Raw genomic sequence first — 19639 nt, forward strand, 5'->3', positions numbered from 1 at the left:
AAGCGGGTCTGGCCCCTGAAAATGGCGGCCTGAACTGAACGATTGGCGAGCTTGCGAGACTGTACGTAATTAATACGAAAGGAAGAGGTTTTTACTCAAATATCAATGTGACATTAGTTTGCCGATTGTTTAGGATGGCGAGACGAAGGTCAATACTTTGGCATAAACTTAATAGCCGAAAATTATTGACAGAAATTTGACGAATAAAAGCGTCAAATCATTTTTGTAACATTCCAGCGGAAGCAGGTTCGCACGCCGGCCGGAAGCCAATTGAGACACATCCCGGAGAGTTCCATGAGCACTGTCGTTGCCATCGTCAAAAGCATTGTTGGCCAAGTCATCGCAGTATCCCCGGAAGGCATCAAGCGCGTGCTGATCGAAGGCGATCGCCTGTTCGCAGGCGAGGAAGTCCTTACCGGCCCGGGCGGCGCCGTGACCCTGGAATTGGCCGACGGTCGCATGCTCGACCTGGGCCGCGACACTCAATGGAGCGCCGATGCGCCCGACAGCAGCACCGACCTGGCCCAGGCCACCGCGCAGGCCGCGCCCTCGGTCGAAGAGCTGCAACAGGCCATTGCCTCCGGTGTCGACCCGACCACCGAGCTGGAAGCGCCTGCTGCCGGCCCTGCTGCCGCAGGCGGCGGTTCGGTCGGTGGTGGTCACAGCTTCGTGCTGCTGGAAGAAACCGCAGGCGTGGTCGACCCGAGCATCGGGTTCCCCACCGGCCCCCTGGGCTTCGCCGCAGGCCTGGCAAACGAAGAAGTCGGTGGGCTGGATAGCAACAACGACACCACCACCAACAACAATCCCATTCCAACCGGCCTGAGCCTGAGCGCCACCCCTTCGATCAGCGAAGCGGGTGGCGTCATCGTCTATACCGCCACCGTCGGCCAGGCGCCGCAGAGCAACCTGACCGTCACCCTGTCCAACGGCGCGGTGATCGTGATCCCGGCTGGCCAGACCAGCGGCTCGGTCAACGTCAACATTCCGGCCAACGACACGCCTTACATCGATGGCGGCCAGATCTCCACCACCATCACCGGCACCACCGGCGGCAACGGCTTGGTCATTACCCCGAACCCGACCCCGGCGGTGACCCAGATCACCGACACCATCGACACCACCACCGCCACCTTGACCGCGACGCCAAGCGTCACCGAAGGCGGCGTGATCACCTACACCGTGACCCTGACCAACCCGGCACAGACGCCGGTCACCGTCACCCTGTCCAACGGCCAGACAATCACCGTCGAGGCTGGCAAGTCCAGCGGCTCGGTCGACTTCCAGACCCCGCCCAACGACGTCTACAACAACGGCAGCACGGTCAGCACCACCATCACCGGCGCCACCGGTGGCAACTTCGAGAACCTGGTGCCGAACCCGGCCCCGGCGCAGACCGTGATCAACGACTCGGTCGACACCACCACCGCCACCCTGACTGCTTCGCCAAGCGTCACCGAAGGCGGCGTGATCACCTATACCGTGACCTTGACCAACCCGGCACAGACGCCAGTCACCGTCACCCTGTCCAACGGCCAGACCGTCACCGTCGAAGCTGGCAAGACCAGTGGCTCGGTCGACTTCCAGACCCCGGCCAACGATGTCTTCGTCAATGGCAGCACGGTCAGCACCACCATTACCGGCACCACCGGCGGTAACTTCGAGAACCTGGTGCCGAACCCGACCCCGGCTCAGACCGTGGTCAGCGACAGCATCGACACTGTGACTGTCAGCATTGCCAGCAACGGTAACGTGACGGAAGCTCAGCAGCCGACCTTCACCGTTTCAGTCAGCCAGAAGCTCGACCACGACCTGACCGTGACCCTGAGCAATGGCGACAAGGTCACCATTGCTGCTGGCCAGACCCAGGCTACCTACAGCCTGCCGGCGCAGGGTGACGACGTATTCAAGGACGCGGGCTCCGTGACCTTGGGCGTGACCGACGCCAGCGTTCCGGGCAAGACTTTCGAGGATCTGAAGCTTGGCGGTGCGGCCACCGTCCAGATCAGCGATACCGAGAGCGAAGTCGTCGCGACTCTGACTGCCGACAAGACCACCGTGTCCGAAGGCGGCCAGATCACCTACACCGTCACCCTGACCAATGGTCAGGGCCTGGATGTTACGGGCCATGGCGGCCTGACCTTCACCCTTTCGGATGGCACCAAAGTCACCATCCCGGCGGGCAGTGCTACCGGTACGGTCACTATCACTGCTCCAGACGACGTTTATGTTGGCGGCCAGCCGTCGATCGTGAACAAGCTGGAAGGTGTTACTGGTGCGGATAACTTCGAGAAACTGACGCTGGGTGACGGCACCGTCACCACGACGGTGACTGACGAGCCGGGTACCGGTACTCCGGGCACCGGCAACGAAGGCGACAAAGTCTCTGTAACCATCGTCAGCAACGGCAACGTCACTGAAGACCAGCAGCCAAGCTTCACTGTCAAAGTGAACCAGCCGCTGGATCGTCCGCTGACTGTCACCTTGAGCAACGGCGACAAGGTCACCATCGCGGCGGGCCAGACTCAGGTCGAGTACAAGGCGCCAGCCCAGGGCGATGACGTCTTCAAGGATTCTGGTTCGCTCACCATTGGCGTGACCGATGCCAGTGTTCCGGGCAAAACCTTCGAAAACCTTGAGCTGGGAAGCTCCGCCACTGTTCAGATTGCTGACACCGAAAGTGAGGTTGTCGCCACCCTGACTGCTGACAAAACCACTGTCAGCGAAGGCGGCGAGATCACTTACACCGTGACTCTGACCAACGCCCAGGGCCTGGACGTCAAAGGTCATGGCGGCCTGGTATTTACCCTTTCGGACGGCACAAAAGTCACCGTTCCCGCGGGCAGCGCCACCGGCACCATCACCATTCACGCTCCTGACGACGTGTACGTTGGCGGCCAGCCTTCGATCGTCAACAAACTCGAAGGCGTGACTGGCGCCGATAACTTCGAGAAGCTGACGCTGGGTCAGGGCGAAGTGAAAACCGATGTCACCGATGAGCCAGGCACTGGCACTCCGGGCACTGGCAACGAAGGCGACAAAGTCTCCGTCACCATCGTCAGCAATGGCAACGTCACCGAAGACCAGCAGCCAAGCTTCACTGTCAAAGTGAACCAGCCGCTGGATCGTCCGCTGACTGTCACCTTGAGCAACGGCGACAAGGTCACCATCGCGGCGGGCCAGACTCAGGTCGAGTACAAGGCGCCAGCCCAGGGCGATGACGTCTTCAAGGATTCTGGCTCGCTCACCATTGGCGTGACCGATGCCAGTGTTCCGGGCAAAACCTTCGAAAACCTTGAGCTGGGAAGCTCCGCCACTGTTCAGATTGCTGACACCGAAAGTGAGGTTGTCGCCACCCTGACTGCTGACAAAACCACTGTCAGCGAAGGCGGCGAGATCACTTACACCGTGACTCTGACCAACGCTCAGGGCCTGGACGTCAAAGGTCATGGCGGCCTGGTATTTACCCTTTCGGACGGCACAAAAGTCACCGTTCCCGCGGGCAGCGCCACCGGCACCATCACCATTCACGCTCCTGACGACGTGTACGTTGGCGGCCAGCCTTCGATCGTCAACAAACTCGAAGGCGTGACTGGCGCCGATAACTTCGAGAAGCTGACGCTGGGTCAGGGCGAAGTGAAAACCGATGTCACCGATGAGCCAGGCACTGGCACTCCGGGCACTGGCAACGAAGGCGACAAAGTCTCCGTCACCATCGTCAGCAATGGCAACGTCACCGAAGACCAGCAGCCAAGCTTCACTGTCAAAGTGAACCAGCCGCTGGATCGTCCGCTGACTGTCACTCTGAGCAATGGCGACAAAGTCACCATCGCTGCGGGTCAAACCCAAGTTGAGTACAAAGCCCCAGCTCAAGGCGATGACGTCTTCAAAGACTCGGGCTCCCTGACCGTTGGTATTGCCGACGCTTCCGTACCAGGCAAGACTTTCGAGAACCTGGAGCTCGGTGGTTCGGCAACCGTGCAGATCGCTGACACCGAAAGTGAGGTTGTCGCAACCCTGACTGCCGACAAGACCACTGTGTCCGAAGGCGGCGAGATCACCTATACCGTCACGCTGACCAACGCTCAGGGCTTGGACGTCAAAGGCCACAATGGGTTGGTCTTTACGCTTAGCGACGGCACCAAAGTTACCGTTCCAGCAGGCAGCGCCACTGGCACCATCACCATTCACGCCCCTGACGATGTCTACGTTGGCGGCCAACCTTCGATCGTCAACAAACTCGAAGGCGTTACGGGTGCAGATAACTTCGAGAAATTGACCCTCGGTGACGATACTGTCTCCACTACCGTGACCGACGAGCCAGGCACTGGCACTCCGGGCACTGGCAACGAAGGTGACAAGGTTTCGGTCACCATCGTCAGCAATGGCAACGTCACCGAAGACCAGCAGCCAAGCTTCACTGTCAAAGTGAACCAGCCGCTGGATCGTCCGCTGACTGTCACCCTGAGCAATGGCGACAAAGTCACCATCGCTGCGGGTCAAACCCAAGTTGAGTACAAGGCCCCAGCTCAAGGCGATGACGTCTTCAAAGACTCGGGCTCCCTGACCGTTGGTATTTCCGACGCTTCCGTACCAGGCAAGACTTTCGAAAACCTGGAGCTGGGCGGTTCAGCCACCGTGCAGATCGCAGATACCGAAAGCGAAGTCGTCGCGACCCTGACAGCCGATAAGACCACCGTGTCCGAAGGCGGCGAGATCACTTACACCGTTACGCTGACTAACGCCCAAGGTCTGTCCGTTACTGGCCATAACGGCCTGGTCTTCACGCTCAGCGACGGCACCAAAGTCACCGTTCCGGCTGGCAGCGCCACCGGGACTATCACCATCCATGCGCCGGACGACGTGTACGTTGGCGGCCAGCCAAGCATCGTGAACAAGCTGGAATCCGTCACTGGCGCTGACAACTTCGAGAAGCTGACCCTCGGCGACGGTACCGTCACCACTACCGTGACCGACGAGCCGGGTACCGGTACGCCAGGCACCGGCAACGAAGGCGACAAGGTCTCCGTCACCATCGTCAGCAATGGCAACGTCACCGAAGACCAGCAGCCGTCGTTCACTGTCAAAGTGAACCAGCCGCTGGATCGTCCGCTGACCGTTACCCTGAGCAATGGCGACAAGGTCACCATCGCTGCGGGCCAGACGCAGGTCGAGTACAAGGCTCCTGCTCAAGGCGATGACGTCTTCAAAGACTCGGGCTCCCTGACCGTTGGTATTTCCGACGCTTCCGTACCAGGCAAGACTTTCGAAAACCTGGAGCTGGGTGGTTCGGCGACCGTTCAAATCGCTGACACTGAAAGTGAAGTCGTCGCGACCCTTACCGCCGACAAGACCACTGTGTCCGAAGGCGGCGAGATCACCTATACCGTTACGCTGACCAACACCCAAGGCCTGGACGTCAAAGCTCATGGCGGTTTGGTGTTCACCCTCTCGGACGGCACCAAGGTCAACGTTCCGGCTGGCAGCGCCACCGGGACTATCACCATCCACGCCCCTGATGACGTGTACGTCGGCGGCCAGCCAGCAATAGTCAACAAGCTGGAAGGCGTTACTGGTGCAGACAACTTCGAGAAACTGACCTTGGGTCAGGGCGAAGTGAAAACCGATGTCACCGATGAGCCAGGCACTGGCACTCCGGGTACTGGCAACGAGGGTGACAAGGTTTCCGTCACCATCGTTAGCAATGGCAATGTCACTGAAGATCAGCAGCCGTCGTTCACCGTGAAAGTGAACCAGCCGCTGGATCGTCCGCTGACCGTTACCCTGAGCAATGGCGACAAGGTCACCATCGCTGCAGGCCAGACCCAGGTCGAGTACAAGGCACCGGCACAAGGCGAGGACGTCTTCAAGGATTCCGGTTCGCTCACCGTTGGTATCAGCGACGCCAGTGTTCCAGGCAAAACCTTCGAGAACCTGGAGCTCGGCGGCTCGGCTACCGTTCAGATCGCTGACACTGAAAGTGAAGTCGTCGCGACCCTTACCGCCGACAAGACCACCGTCAGCGAAGGCGGCGAGATCACCTACACCGTCACCCTGACCAACGCCCAAGGTCTGTCCGTTACTGGCCATAACGGCCTGGTCTTCACGCTCAGCGACGGCACCAAAGTCACCGTTCCGGCTGGCAGCGCCACCGGGACTATCACCATCCATGCGCCTGATGACGTGTACGTTGGCGGCCAGCCAAGCATCGTGAACAAGCTGGAATCGGTCACTGGCGCCGATAACTTCGAGAAGCTGACCCTCGGCGACAACACCGTCACCACCACAGTGACGGACGAGCCAGGCACTGGTACTCCAGGCACCGGCAACGAAGGCGACAAGGTCTCCGTCACCATCGTCAGCAATGGCAACGTCACCGAAGACCAGCAGCCGTCGTTCACAGTCAAAGTGAACCAGCCGCTGGATCGTCCGCTGACTGTCACCTTGAGCAACGGCGACAAGGTCACCATCGCGGCAGGTCAGACTCAGGTCGAGTACAAGGCACCAGCCCAGGGCGATGACGTCTTCAAAGACTCGGGCTCCCTGACTGTCGGCATCACCGATGCCAGTGTTCCGGGCAAAACCTTCGAAAACCTCGAGTTCGGTGGTTCGGCCACTGTTCAGATTGCTGACACCGAAAGCGAAGTCATTGCGACCCTCACCGCCGACAAGACCACCGTCTCCGAAGGCGGTGAGATCACTTACACCGTTACTCTGACCAATGCCCAAGGCCTTGACGTCAAAGGCCACGGCGGTCTGACCTTCACTCTTTCGGATGGCACCAAGGTGACCGTTCCGGCTGGCAGCGCCACCGGGACTATCACGATCCATGCGCCGGACGACGTATACGTTGGCGGTCAGCCATCGATCGTGAACAAGCTGGAGTCCGTCACTGGTGCCGATAACTTCGAAAAGCTGACCCTGGGTCAGGGCGAAGTGAAAACCGATGTCACCGATGAGCCAGGTACCGGTACTCCGGGCACCGGCAACGAAGGCGACAAAGTCTCTGTAACCATCGTCAGCAACGGCAATGTCACCGAAGATCAGCAGCCGTCGTTCACTGTCAAAGTGAACCAACCGTTGGATCGCCCGTTGACTGTCACCCTGAGCAATGGCGACAAGGTCACCATCGCGGCGGGCCAGACCCAGGTCGAGTACAAGGCGCCAGCCCAGGGCGATGACGTCTTCAAGGATTCTGGTTCGCTCACCGTTGGTATCAGCGACGCCAGTGTTCCAGGTAAGACCTTCGAGAACCTGGAGCTCGGCGGCTCGGCCACCGTGCAGATCGCTGACACTGAAAGTGAAGTCGTCGCGACCCTTACCGCCGACAAGACCACCGTCAGCGAAGGCGGCGAGATCACCTACACCGTCACACTGACCAACGCCCAAGGTCTGTCGGTTACCGGCCATAACGGCTTGGTCTTCACGCTCAGCGACGGCACCAAAGTCACCGTTCCGGCTGGCAGCGCCACCGGGACTATCACCATCCATGCGCCTGATGACGTGTACGTCGGCGGCCAGCCAAGCATCGTGAACAAGCTGGAATCCGTCACTGGCGCCGATAACTTCGAGAAGCTGACCCTAGGCGACAACTCCGTCACCACCACAGTGACAGACGAACCAGGTACTGGCACTCCGGGCACCGGCAACGAAGGCGACAAGGTCTCCGTCACCATCGTCAGCAATGGCAACGTCACTGAAGATCAGCAGCCGTCGTTCACCGTGAAAGTGAACCAGCCGCTGGATCGTCCGCTGACTGTCACCTTGAGCAACGGCGACAAGGTCACCATCGCGGCGGGCCAGACCCAGGTCGAGTACAAGGCGCCAGCCCAGGGCGATGACGTCTTCAAGGATTCTGGTTCGCTCACCGTTGGTATCAGCGACGCCAGTGTTCCAGGCAAAACCTTCGAGAACCTGGAGCTCGGCGGCTCGGCCACCGTTCAGATCGCCGATACCGAAAGTGAAGTCATCGCGACCCTGACTGCCGACAAGACTACTGTCAGCGAAGGCGGCGAGATCACTTACACCGTGACACTGACCAACGCTCAGGGCTTGGATGTCAAAGGCCACAATGGTCTGGTCTTCACGCTCTCGGACGGCACAAAAGTTACCGTTCCAGCGGGCAGCGCCACCGGCACCATCACCATCCATGCGCCGGATGACGTCTACGTTGGCGGCCAGCCTTCGATCGTCAACAAACTCGAAGGCGTTACTGGCGCTGACAACTTTGAAAAACTGACGCTGGGTGACGGCACCGTCACCACTATTGTGACTGACGAGCCGGGTACCGGTACGCCAGGCACCGGCAACGAAGGCGACAAGGTCTCCGTCACCATCGTCAGCAATGGCAACGTCACCGAAGACCAGCAGCCGTCGTTCACTGTCAAAGTGAACCAGCCGCTGGATCGTCCGCTGACCGTTACCCTGAGCAATGGCGACAAGGTCACCATCGCTGCAGGCCAGACCCAGGTCGAGTACAAGGCGCCAGCCCAAGGCGATGACGTCTTCAAAGACTCAGGCTCTCTGACTGTCGGCATCACCGATGCCAGCGTTCCGGGCAAGACCTTCGAGAATCTGGAACTGGGTGGCTCGGCCACCGTTCAGATTGCTGACACCGAAAGCGAAGTCGTCGCGACCCTCACCGCCGACAAGTCCACCGTCAGCGAGGGCGGCGAGATCACCTATACCGTCACCCTGACCAATGGTCAGGGCCTGGATGTCACTGGCCATGGCGGCCTGACCTTCACCCTTTCGGATGGCACCAAGGTCACCATTCCGGCGGGCAGTGCTACCGGTACGGTCACTATCACTGCTCCAGACGACGTTTATGTTGGCGGCCAGCCGTCGATCGTGAACAAGCTGGAAGGTGTTACTGGTGCGGATAACTTCGAGAAACTGACCTTGGGTCAGGGCGAAGTGAAAACCGATGTCACCGATGAGCCAGGCACCGGCACTCCTGGCACCGGCAACGAAGGCGACAAGGTTTCCGTCACCATCGTCAGCAACGGCAATGTCACTGAAGACCAGCAACCGTCGTTCACTGTCAAAGTGAACCAGCCGCTGGATCGTCCGCTGACTGTCACCTTGAGCAACGGCGACAAGGTCACCATCGCGGCAGGTCAGACTCAGGTCGAGTACAAGGCACCAGCCCAGGGCGATGACGTCTTCAAGGATTCTGGTTCGCTCACCGTTGGTATCAGCGACGCCAGTGTTCCAGGCAAAACCTTCGAGAACCTGGAGCTCGGCGGCTCGGCCACCGTTCAGATCGCTGACACCGAAAGCGAAGTCATCGCGACCCTGACCGCCGACAAGACTACTGTCAGCGAAGGCGGTGAGATCACCTACACCGTTACTCTGACCAACGCTCAGGGCCTAGACGTCAAAGGCCACAATGGTCTGGTCTTCACTCTGTCGGATGGCACGAAAGTGACTGTTCCGGCGGGCAGCGCCACCGGCACCATCACCATTCACGCTCCTGACGACGTCTACGTTGGCGGTCAGCCAAGCATCGTGAACAAGCTGGAAGGTGTAACTGGCGCCGATAACTTCGAGAAGCTGACGCTGGGTGACGGCACCGTCACCACGACGGTGACTGACGAGCCGGGTACCGGTACTCCGGGCACCGGCAACGAAGGCGACAAGGTCTCCGTCACCATCGTCAGCAACGGCAATGTCACTGAAGATCAGCAGCCGTCGTTCACCGTGAAAGTGAACCAGCCGCTGGATCGTCCGCTGACTGTCACTCTGAGCAATGGCGACAAAGTCACCATCGCTGCGGGTCAAACCCAAGTTGAGTACAAAGCCCCAGCTCAAGGCGATGACGTCTTCAAAGACTCGGGCTCCCTGACCGTTGGTATTTCCGACGCTTCCGTACCAGGCAAGACTTTCGAGAACCTGGAGCTGGGTGGTTCGGCGACCGTTCAAATCGCTGACACTGAAAGTGAAGTCGTCGCGACCCTTACCGCCGACAAGACCACCGTCAGCGAAGGCGGCGAGATCACCTACACCGTCACCCTGACCAACGCCCAAGGTCTGTCCGTTACTGGCCATAACGGCCTGGTCTTCACGCTCAGCGACGGCACCAAAGTCACCGTTCCGGCTGGCAGCGCCACCGGGACTATCACCATCCATGCGCCTGATGACGTGTACGTTGGCGGCCAGCCAAGCATCGGGAACAAGCTGGAATCGGTCACTGGCGCCGATAACTTCGAGAAGCTGACCCTCGGCGACAACACCGTCACCACCACAGTGACGGACGAGCCAGGCACTGGTACTCCGGGCACCGGCAACGAAGGCGACAAGGTCTCCGTCACCATCGTCAGCAATGGCAACGTCACCGAAGACCAGCAGCCGTCGTTCACCGTGAAAGTGAACCAGCCGCTGGATCGTCCGCTGACTGTCACCTTGAGCAACGGCGACAAGGTCACCATCGCGGCAGGTCAGACTCAGGTCGAGTACAAGGCACCAGCCCAGGGCGATGACGTCTTCAAGGATTCCGGTTCGCTCACCGTTGGCATCAGCGACGCCACCGTACCGGGCAAGACTTTCGAGAACCTCGAACTGGGTGGTTCGGCCACCGTGCAGATCGCCGACACCATCAGCGAAGTAGTCGCTACTCTCAGCGCCGACAAGACCACCGTCAGCGAAGGCGGCCAGGTCACCTACACCGTCACCCTGACGAACGCCCAAGGTCTGTCTGTCACCGGCCATGGCGGTCTGGTGTTCACCCTGAGCGATGGCACCAAGGTTACCGTTCCGGCGGGTAGTGCTACTGGCACCTTCACCATCACCGCCAAGGACGACGTCTATGTCGGCGGCCAGCCGAACATCGTCAACAAGATCGAATCGGTCACTGGCGGCGACAACTTCGAGAAGCTGACCCTCGGCGACAACACCGTCACCACCACAGTGACGGACGAGCCAGGCACTGGTACCCCTGGCACCGGCAACGAAGGCGACAAGGTCTCCGTCACCATCGTCAGCAATGGCAACGTCACCGAAGACCAGCAGCCGTCGTTCACAGTCAAAGTGAACCAGCCGCTGGATCGTCCGCTGACTGTCACCTTGAGCAACGGCGACAAGGTCACCATCGCGGCAGGTCAGACTCAGGTCGAGTACAAGGCACCAGCCCAGGGCGATGACGTCTTCAAGGATTCTGGTTCGCTCACCGTTGGCATCAGCGACGCTACCGTTCCAGGTAAAACCTTCGAAAACCTCGAGCTCGGTGGTTCGGCCACCGTGCAGATCGCCGACACCATCAGCGAAGTAGTCGCTACTCTCAGCGCCGACAAGACCACCGTCAGCGAAGGCGGCCAGGTCACCTACACCGTCACCCTGACGAACGCCCAAGGTCTGTCTGTCACCGGCCATGGCGGTCTGGTATTCACCCTGAGCGATGGCACCAAGGTTACCGTTCCGGCGGGTAGTGCTACTGGCACCTTCACCATCACCGCCAAGGACGACGTCTATGTCGGCGGCCAGCCGAACATCGTCAACAAGATCGAATCGGTCACTGGCGGCGACAACTTCGAGAAGCTGACCCTCGGCGACAACACCGTCACCACCACAGTGACGGACGAGCCAGGCACTGGTACTCCTGGCACCGGCAACGAAGGCGACAAGGTCTCCGTCACCATCGTCAGTAATGGCAACGTCACCGAAGACCAGCAACCGTCGTTCACCGTCAAAGTGAATCAGCCGCTGGATCGTCCGCTGACCGTCACCCTGAGCAATGGTGACAAAGTCACCATCGCTGCGGGTCAGACCCAGGTCGAGTACAAGGCGCCTGCCCAGGGCGACGATGTCTTCAAAGACTCGGGCTCGCTCACCGTTGGGATCAGCGACGCCAGTGTTCCAGGCAAGACCTTCGAAAACCTGGAGCTGGGTGGTTCGGCCACCGTGCAGATCGCTGACACCGAAAGCGAAGTCATCGCGACCCTGACCGCCGACAAGACTACTGTCAGCGAAGGCGGCGAGATCACTTACACCGTGACCCTGACCAACGCCCAGGGCCTGGACGTCAAAGGCCACAATGGCCTGGTCTTTACGCTCTCGGACGGCACCAAAGTCACCGTTCCAGCGGGCAGCGCCACCGGAACCATCACCATCCATGCGCCGGATGACGTGTACGTTGGCGGCCAGCCAGCGATCGTCAACAAGCTGGAAGGCGTCACTGGCGCTGACAACTTCGAGAAGCTGACCTTGGGTCAGAACGAAGTGAAGACGAGCGTCACCGACGAACCAGGTACCGGCACCCCAGGCACCGGCAACGAAGGCGACAAGGTCTCCGTCACCATCGTCAGCAACGGCAATGTCACCGAAGATCAACAGCCGTCGTTCACCGTGAAGGTGAATCAGATTCTGGATCGTCCGCTGACCGTCACTCTGAGCAATGGTGACAAGGTCACCATTGCTGCAGGCCAGACCCAAGTCGAGTACAAGGCGCCAGCCCAAGGCGACGATGTCTTCAAGGACTCCGGCTCCCTGACCGTCGGCATTTCCGATGCCACCGTACCGGGCAAAACCTTCGAGAATCTGGAACTGGGTGGCTCGGCCACCGTACAGATCGCCGACACCATCAGCGAAGTCGTCGCGACCCTGTCCGCAGACAAGGCCACCGTCAGTGAAGGTGGCCAAGTCACCTACACCGTCACGCTGACCAACGCCCAGGGCCTGTCGGTCACCGGCCACAATGGCCTGGTGTTCACCCTGAGCGACGGCACCAAGGTCACCATTCCGGCGGGCAGCGCCACTGGCACCTTCACCATCACCGCGAAGGACGACGTTTACGTCGGCGGCCAGCCGAACATCGTCAACAAGATCGAGTCCGTCACCGGCGGCGACAACTTCGAGAAACTGACCCTCGGCAGCAATACCGTCACCACCTCTGTCACCGACGAACCCGGCACCGGCACGCCGGGCTCCGGCAACCAGGGCGACAAGGTCTCGGTCACCATCGTCAGCAACGGCGATGTGAACGAAGCACAACAGCCAAGCTTCACCGTGAAAGTCAGCCAGATCCTGGATCGCCCGCTGACCGTCACCCTGAGCAACGGCGATAAAGTCACCATTGCTGCAGGCCAGACCCAGGTCGAGTACAAGGCGCCAGCTCAGGGCGATGACGTCTTCAAGGACGCAGGCTCGCTCACCGTCGGCATCACCGATGCCACCGTTCCAGGCAAGACCTTCGAGAACCTGGAGCTCGGCGGCTCGGCCACCGTGCAGATCAGCGACACCATCACCGAGGTGTTCGCCAACCTGTCCGTGGACAAGAGCACCGTCGCCGAAGGCGGCCAGGTCACCTATACCGTGACCTTGGTCAGCCCGCCGGCCTTCCCGGTCATTGCCCACGGAGGTCTGGTATTCACCCTGAGCGACGGCACCAAGATCACCGTGGCAGCCGGCCAGAAGACCGGCTCGATTACCGTCACCGCCAAGGATGACGTGTACGTTGGCGGCCAGCCTTCGCTGCTCAACAAGCTGGAGTCAGTCACCGGCGCAGACAACTTCGAGAAACTGACCCTCGGCAGCAATACCGTCACCACCACCGTTACCGACGAACCTGGCGTGGGCACGCCGGGCTCGGGTAACCAGGGCGACAAGGTCTCGGTCACCATCGTCAGCAATGGCAATGTCACTGAAGACCAGCAGCCGTCGTTCACCGTCAAAGTGAACCAGCCGCTGGATCGTCCGCTCACCGTCACTCTGAGCAATGGCGACAAAGTTACCATCGCCGCGGGCCAGACTCAGGTCGAGTACAAGGCGCCAGCGCAAGGCGACGATGTCTTCAAGGATTCCGGTTCGCTCACCGTTGGCATCAGCGACGCTACCGTTCCAGGCAAGACATTCGAGAACCTTGAGCTCGGTGGTTCGGCCACCGTGCAGATCACGGACACCATCAGCGAAGTCGTTGCAACGCTGTCCGCCGACAAGACCACCGTCACCGAAGGCGGCCAGGTGACCTACACCGTCACGCTGACCAACGCCCAAGGCCTTTCGGTTACCGGTCACAACGGCCTGGTGTTCACCCTCAGCGACGGCACCAAGGTCACCGTTCCGGCGGGCAGCGCCACTGGCACCTTCACCATCACCGCCAAGGACGACGTTTACGTCGGCGGCCAGCCGAACATCGTCAACAAGATCGAGTCCGTCACCGGCGGCGACAACTTCGAGAAGCTGACCCTCGGCAGCAACACCGTCACTACCACCGTCACCGACGAACCTGGTGTGGGTACGCCGGGTTCCGGCAACCAGGGCGACAAGGTCTCGGTCACCATCGTCAGCAATGGCAATGTCACTGAAGACCAGCAGCCGTCGTTCACCGTCAAAGTGAATCAGCCACTGGATCGTCCGCTGACCGTCACCCTGAGCAATGGCGACAAGGTCACCATCGCTGCGGGTCAGACCCAGGTCGAGTACAAGGCGCCAGCCCAGGGCGATGATGTCTTCAAAGACTCGGGCTCCCTGACCGTGGGCATCAGCGACGCCACCGTTCCGGGCAAGACCTTCGAGAACCTCGAACTTGGTGGCTCGGCCACCGTACAGATCGCCGACACCATCAGCGAAGTCGTCGCGACCCTGTCCGCAGACAGGACCACCGTCAGCGAAGGTGGCCAAGTCACCTACACCGTCACCCTGACCAACGCCCAAGGCTTGTCGGTTACCGGTCACAACGGCCTGGTGTTCACCCTCAGCGACGGCACCAAGGTCACCATTCCGGCGGGCAGCGCCACTGGCACCTTCACCATCACCGCGAAGGACGACGTTTACGTCGGCGGCCAGCCGAACATCGTCAACAAGATCGAGTCCGTCACCGGCGGCGACAACTTCGAGAAGCTGACCCTCGGCAGCAACACCGTCACCACCACCGTCACCGACGAACCTGGCGTGGGCACGCCGGGCTCGGGTAACCAGGGCGACAAGGTCTCGGTCACCATCGTCAGCAATGGCAATGTCACTGAAGATCAGCAACCGTCGTTCACCGTCAAAGTGAATCAGCCACTGGATCGTCCGCTGACCGTCACCCTGAGCAACGGCGACAAGGTCACCATCGCTGCGGGTCAGACCCAGGTGGAATACAAGGCACCAGCTCAGGGCGATGACGTCTTCAAGGACTCGGGCTCGCTGACCGTTGGTATTTCCGACGCTTCCGTACCAGGCAAGACTTTCGAAAACCTGGAGCTCGGCGGCTCGGCCACCGTACAGATCGCCGACACCATCAGCGAAGTAGTCGCTACCCTCAGCGCCGACAAAACCACCGTCACCGAAGGCGGCCAGGTCACCTACACCGTCACCCTGACCAACGCCCAAGGCCTGTCGGTTACCGGCCACAACGGCCTGGTGTTCACCCTCAGCGACGGCACCAAGGTCACCGTGCCGGCGGGCAGTGCCACTGGCACCTTCACCATCACCGCCAAGGACGACGTCTATGTCGGCGGCCAGCCGAACATCGTCAACAAGATCGAATCGGTTACCGGCGGCGACAACTTCGAGAAGCTGACCCTCGGCAGCAATACCGTCACCACCACCGTTACCGACGAACCTGGCGTGGGCACGCCGGGCTCGGGTAACCAGGGCGACAAGGTCTCGGTCACCATCGTCAGCAATGGCGATGTGAACGAAGCCCAGCAGCCAAGCTTCACCGTCAAAGTGAATCAGCCACTGGATCGTCCGCTGACCGTCACCCTGAGCAACGGCGACAAGGTCACCATCGCTGCGGGTCAGACCCAGGTCGAGTACAAGGCGCCAGCCCAGGGCGATGATGTCTTCAAAGACTCGGGCTCTCTGACCGTGGGCATCAGCGACGCCACCGTTCCGGGCAAGACCTTCGAGAACCTCGAACTGGGTGGCTCGGCCACCGTACAGATCGCTGACACCATCAGCGAAGTCGTCGCAACGCTGTCCGCCGACAAGACCACCGTCACCGAAGGCGGCCAGGTGACCTACACCGTCACCCTGACCAACGCCCAGGGCCTGTCGGTCACCGGCCACAACGGCCTGGTGTTCACCCTCAGCGACGGCACGAAAGTGACCGTTCCGGCTGGCAGCGCCACCGGTACCTTCACCATCACCGCCAAGGACGACGTCTATGTGGGCGGCCAGGCGCCGATCGTCAACAAGATCGAATCGGTCACCGGCGGCGACAACTTCGAGAAACTGACCCTCGGCAGCAACACCGTCACCACCACCGTCACCGACGAGCCGAGCGGCCAGGGCGACCTGACCACCGTGGGCATCAGCGGCGACACCTCGGTGACCGAAGGCGACACCGCGCACTACACCCTGACCCTGACCAATCCGTCCAAGACCGAGGTCACTGTCACCCTGAGCTACAGCGGCACCGCCACCAACGGCCAGGACTACACCGGTGTGGTCACCGTGAAGATTCCGGCCGGCGCCAACACCGCCAACTTCGACATCAAGACCATTGACGACCAGCTCGTCGAAGGCTCGGAAAACTTCACCATCCAGATCAGCGGTGTCAGCGGCGGCGGCTTCGAAAACCTGCAGGTCAACCCGAGCAAGTCGAGCGTCACTACCACGATCATCGACAATGACCACATGCCGGTATCGCCAGGCGGCGCCGTCACCGGCACCGAAGACACCGACTACGTGTTCCAGTGGGGCGACTTCAAGGTCACCGACGCCGATGGCAACACTGGCCTCGGCGTGACGATCAGCAAGCTGCCGGATCTGGGCAACCTGAAGTTCTTCAACGGCACTTCGTGGGTCGACGTGTCGCTCAACCAGACCATCAGCCAGGCCGACATCGCCGCCGGCAAGCTCAAGTTCGTTCCGCTGGCCAACCAGTCGGGCGTCGACGGTTACGGTGGCAGCGGCGTGGGCAACAAGCAGGCCGACTACGCGCAGATCAAGTACAAGCCCAACGACGGCACCAACACCGGCAGCGAAGTGACCATGAAGGTCGACATCGCGCCGGTCGCCGACAGGCCTGACCTGTCGATCGGCAACAACAACGTCAACTCGATCGGCCTGACCAAGGAAACCTGGAACAGCCTCAACGGCCTGGGCAACAACGGTAACGGCATCACCGGCGACCAACTCAAGAGCGTGTTCGCCAACTCCGGCAACGCGAACAAGAGCGAGCAGGTCACGACCGTCGACACCACCGCCACCGTGACCCCGGGCACCGGCTCGAAGACCTCCGGCCTGATCTATCTGGAAGCCGGCAAAACCTACACCTTCAGCGGTACGGCCGACGACAGCCTGCAAATCGTCATTGGTGGCAAGAACGTCGCCAGCGGCACCTGGGGCAACGCCAGCGGCGCGATCACCGGCAGCTACACCCCGACCACCAGCGGCTACTACACCCTGGAGATCTACAACGCCAACCAGGCCGGCCCTGGCAGCCTGGACATCAACATCAAGGTGGGCAACGGCGCGGTCACCGACCTGAACAGCTCGACCATCCCGATGTACCCGAACGTAGGCTCCATGACCAATGCAGGCCTGACGGTCTCTGACCTGCACGGCAGCAACGGCCAAGGCTACTACGAAGGCTACAAGCTCAACGAAGGCCGTGAGAATGGCGCGCCGGTCAAGCTGGTGGGCATCAGCACCAACCTGACCGACACCGACGGTTCGGAAACCCTGAGCGTCAAGCTCAGCGGCATCCCGGCAGGTTCGGTGATCAGCGACAACGCAGGCCACAGCTTCACCGTCGGCAGCAGCGCGGTGGATGTCACCGGCTGGAACCTGGGCAGCCTGGCAATCAAGCCACCGGCCTACTACAGCGGCCAGTTCGACGTGAAGGTCAGCTCGACCTCCAGCGAAAGCGTTGGCGGCAGCACCGCGACCAACGAGGGCACCATCAAGGTCACGGTGTACCCGCAGACCTACAACACCAGCAACCTGACCTCCGAAGGCGACAACTTTGCCGGTACCGATGGCAACGATATCGTCGTCGCCGACGTGGTCGGCCTGCACGTGGTGCCAGGTCAGAACTACAACATCGCCTTCATCGTCGACACCTCGGGCAGCATGGGCTCGTCTGGCGTGGATGCGGCGAAGAAGTCGCTGGAGTCGGTGTTCAAGACCCTGGCCGCCAGCGTCAAGGGCGACCAATCCGGTACCGTGAACATCCTGCTCGTGGACTTCGCCAGCCAGGTGAAATCCACGGTCTCGGTGACCCTCAACGATGCCGGCCTGCAGACCCTGCTCAACGCTCTGAAGACGCTGAACTCCGACGGTGGTACCAACTACGAGGATGCCTTCAAGACCACCGCCAACTGGTTCCAGAACCTCCAGAATGCTGGCAACACCGGCAGCAACCAGACGTTCTTCGTCACCGACGGCAAGCCGACCTACTACCAGACCAGCGAGCGCGGCAACCCGACCCTGGGCAGCACCAGCACCACGCTGGACAGCTTCCTGACTGCGAACAACTGGAAACCAGGCAATACGATCTCCACGTACCTGAACAATACCAACTACATAACCATCGACAGCACCGGCAAGCTGACCGTCCAGACCTACTCCTGGGGCGGCTGGACCGTGACCACCAGCGGCGATGTACGTGCCGAAGGTAACGGTGGCTACGAACTGTCCTCCCGCGCCGGTAACGGCTCCGATACCACGACCGCGACCCTGAACGACTCGACCGCCGCCTTCAAGCTGCTGTCGGGGCTGTCGCAGGTCGAGGCCATCGGCCTGAACAGCGATATCAAGGCCAATGACCTCAAGCCGTTCGACACCGATGGCAAGCCACAGACCAACATCGACCCGAGCAAGCTGGCCGAGGCCATCCTTGGGCACACCGAGGTCACCCAGCCAGGTAACGACACGGTCAACGGCGGTGATGGCAACGACATCATCTTCGGTGACCTGGTCACCTTCGACTCGGTCGCAGGTACCGGTGTCGATGCGATTCGCGGTTATGTCGCCAACAAGCTGGGCCTCGATGCGGGCGATGTAGATGGGCGGGCGATGCACAAGTACATCACCGAGCACTACACCGAGTTCGATGTCTCGCGCAGCAACGATGGCAACGACACGCTGATGGGCGGCGATGGTGACGACATCATCTTCGGCCAGGGTGGCGACGACTATATCGACGGTGGTCGTGGCAACGACATCCTGCTCGGCGGCACCGGCAACGACACCCTGCTGGGCGGTGAAGGCAACGACCTCCTCATCGGTGGTGCCGGCAACGACGTGCTGATCGGTGGCAAGGGCGATGACATCCTCATCGGTGGCACCGGTGCCGACACCTTCGTGTGGAAGGCCGGCGACCTGGGCAACGATGTGATCAAGGACTTCAAGGCCAGTGAGGGCGACCGCCTCGATCTGCGCGACCTGCTGCAGGGCGAGAAGGCCAGCACCATCGACAACTTCCTGAAGATCACCACCGTGAACGGTGAGTCGACCCTGCAGGTCAGCACCGAGGGCAAGCTCAATGCCGCCGGTGGCCTGGCCAACGCGGATGTGTCGATCAAGCTCGAGGGTGTGAACTGGTCGAACACCACGATCAACTCGTTGATCAGTGGCGCCGACCCGACCATCAAGATCGACAACTCCAACAGCTGATGCCCACGCCCCTGACGGCCTTCACCGGCCGCCAGGGGCTTGGCGCTTTCCTGCCGTCGCCTCACGGCGCATACTCGCTTGCCGGGCCCGGCAG

The 19639-nt window shown here is 60.9% G+C and carries 1 protein-coding gene; it reads left to right on the forward strand.

Going from position 1 to position 19639, the window contains the following annotated elements; translation table 11 throughout:
• Nucleotides 1-294: 294 nt before the first annotated feature.
• A complete protein-coding gene (locus ACTYOL_RS26960; protein WP_444757352.1) occupies nucleotides 295-19545 on the forward strand; it encodes a retention module-containing protein in 19251 nt (6416 codons plus the stop codon).
• Nucleotides 19546-19639 lie beyond the last annotated feature (94 nt).

This window comes from Pseudomonas sp. A014, from assembly GCF_052378495.1.
Taxonomy (GTDB): domain Bacteria; phylum Pseudomonadota; class Gammaproteobacteria; order Pseudomonadales; family Pseudomonadaceae; genus Aquipseudomonas; species Aquipseudomonas machongensis.

Bases quoted from the DNA above. Each gene is read 5' to 3' on its own strand.
- ACTYOL_RS26960 (WP_444757352.1), top strand. From the start codon at position 295: ATGAGCACTGTCGTTGCCATCGTCAAAAGCATTGTTGGCCAAGTCATC.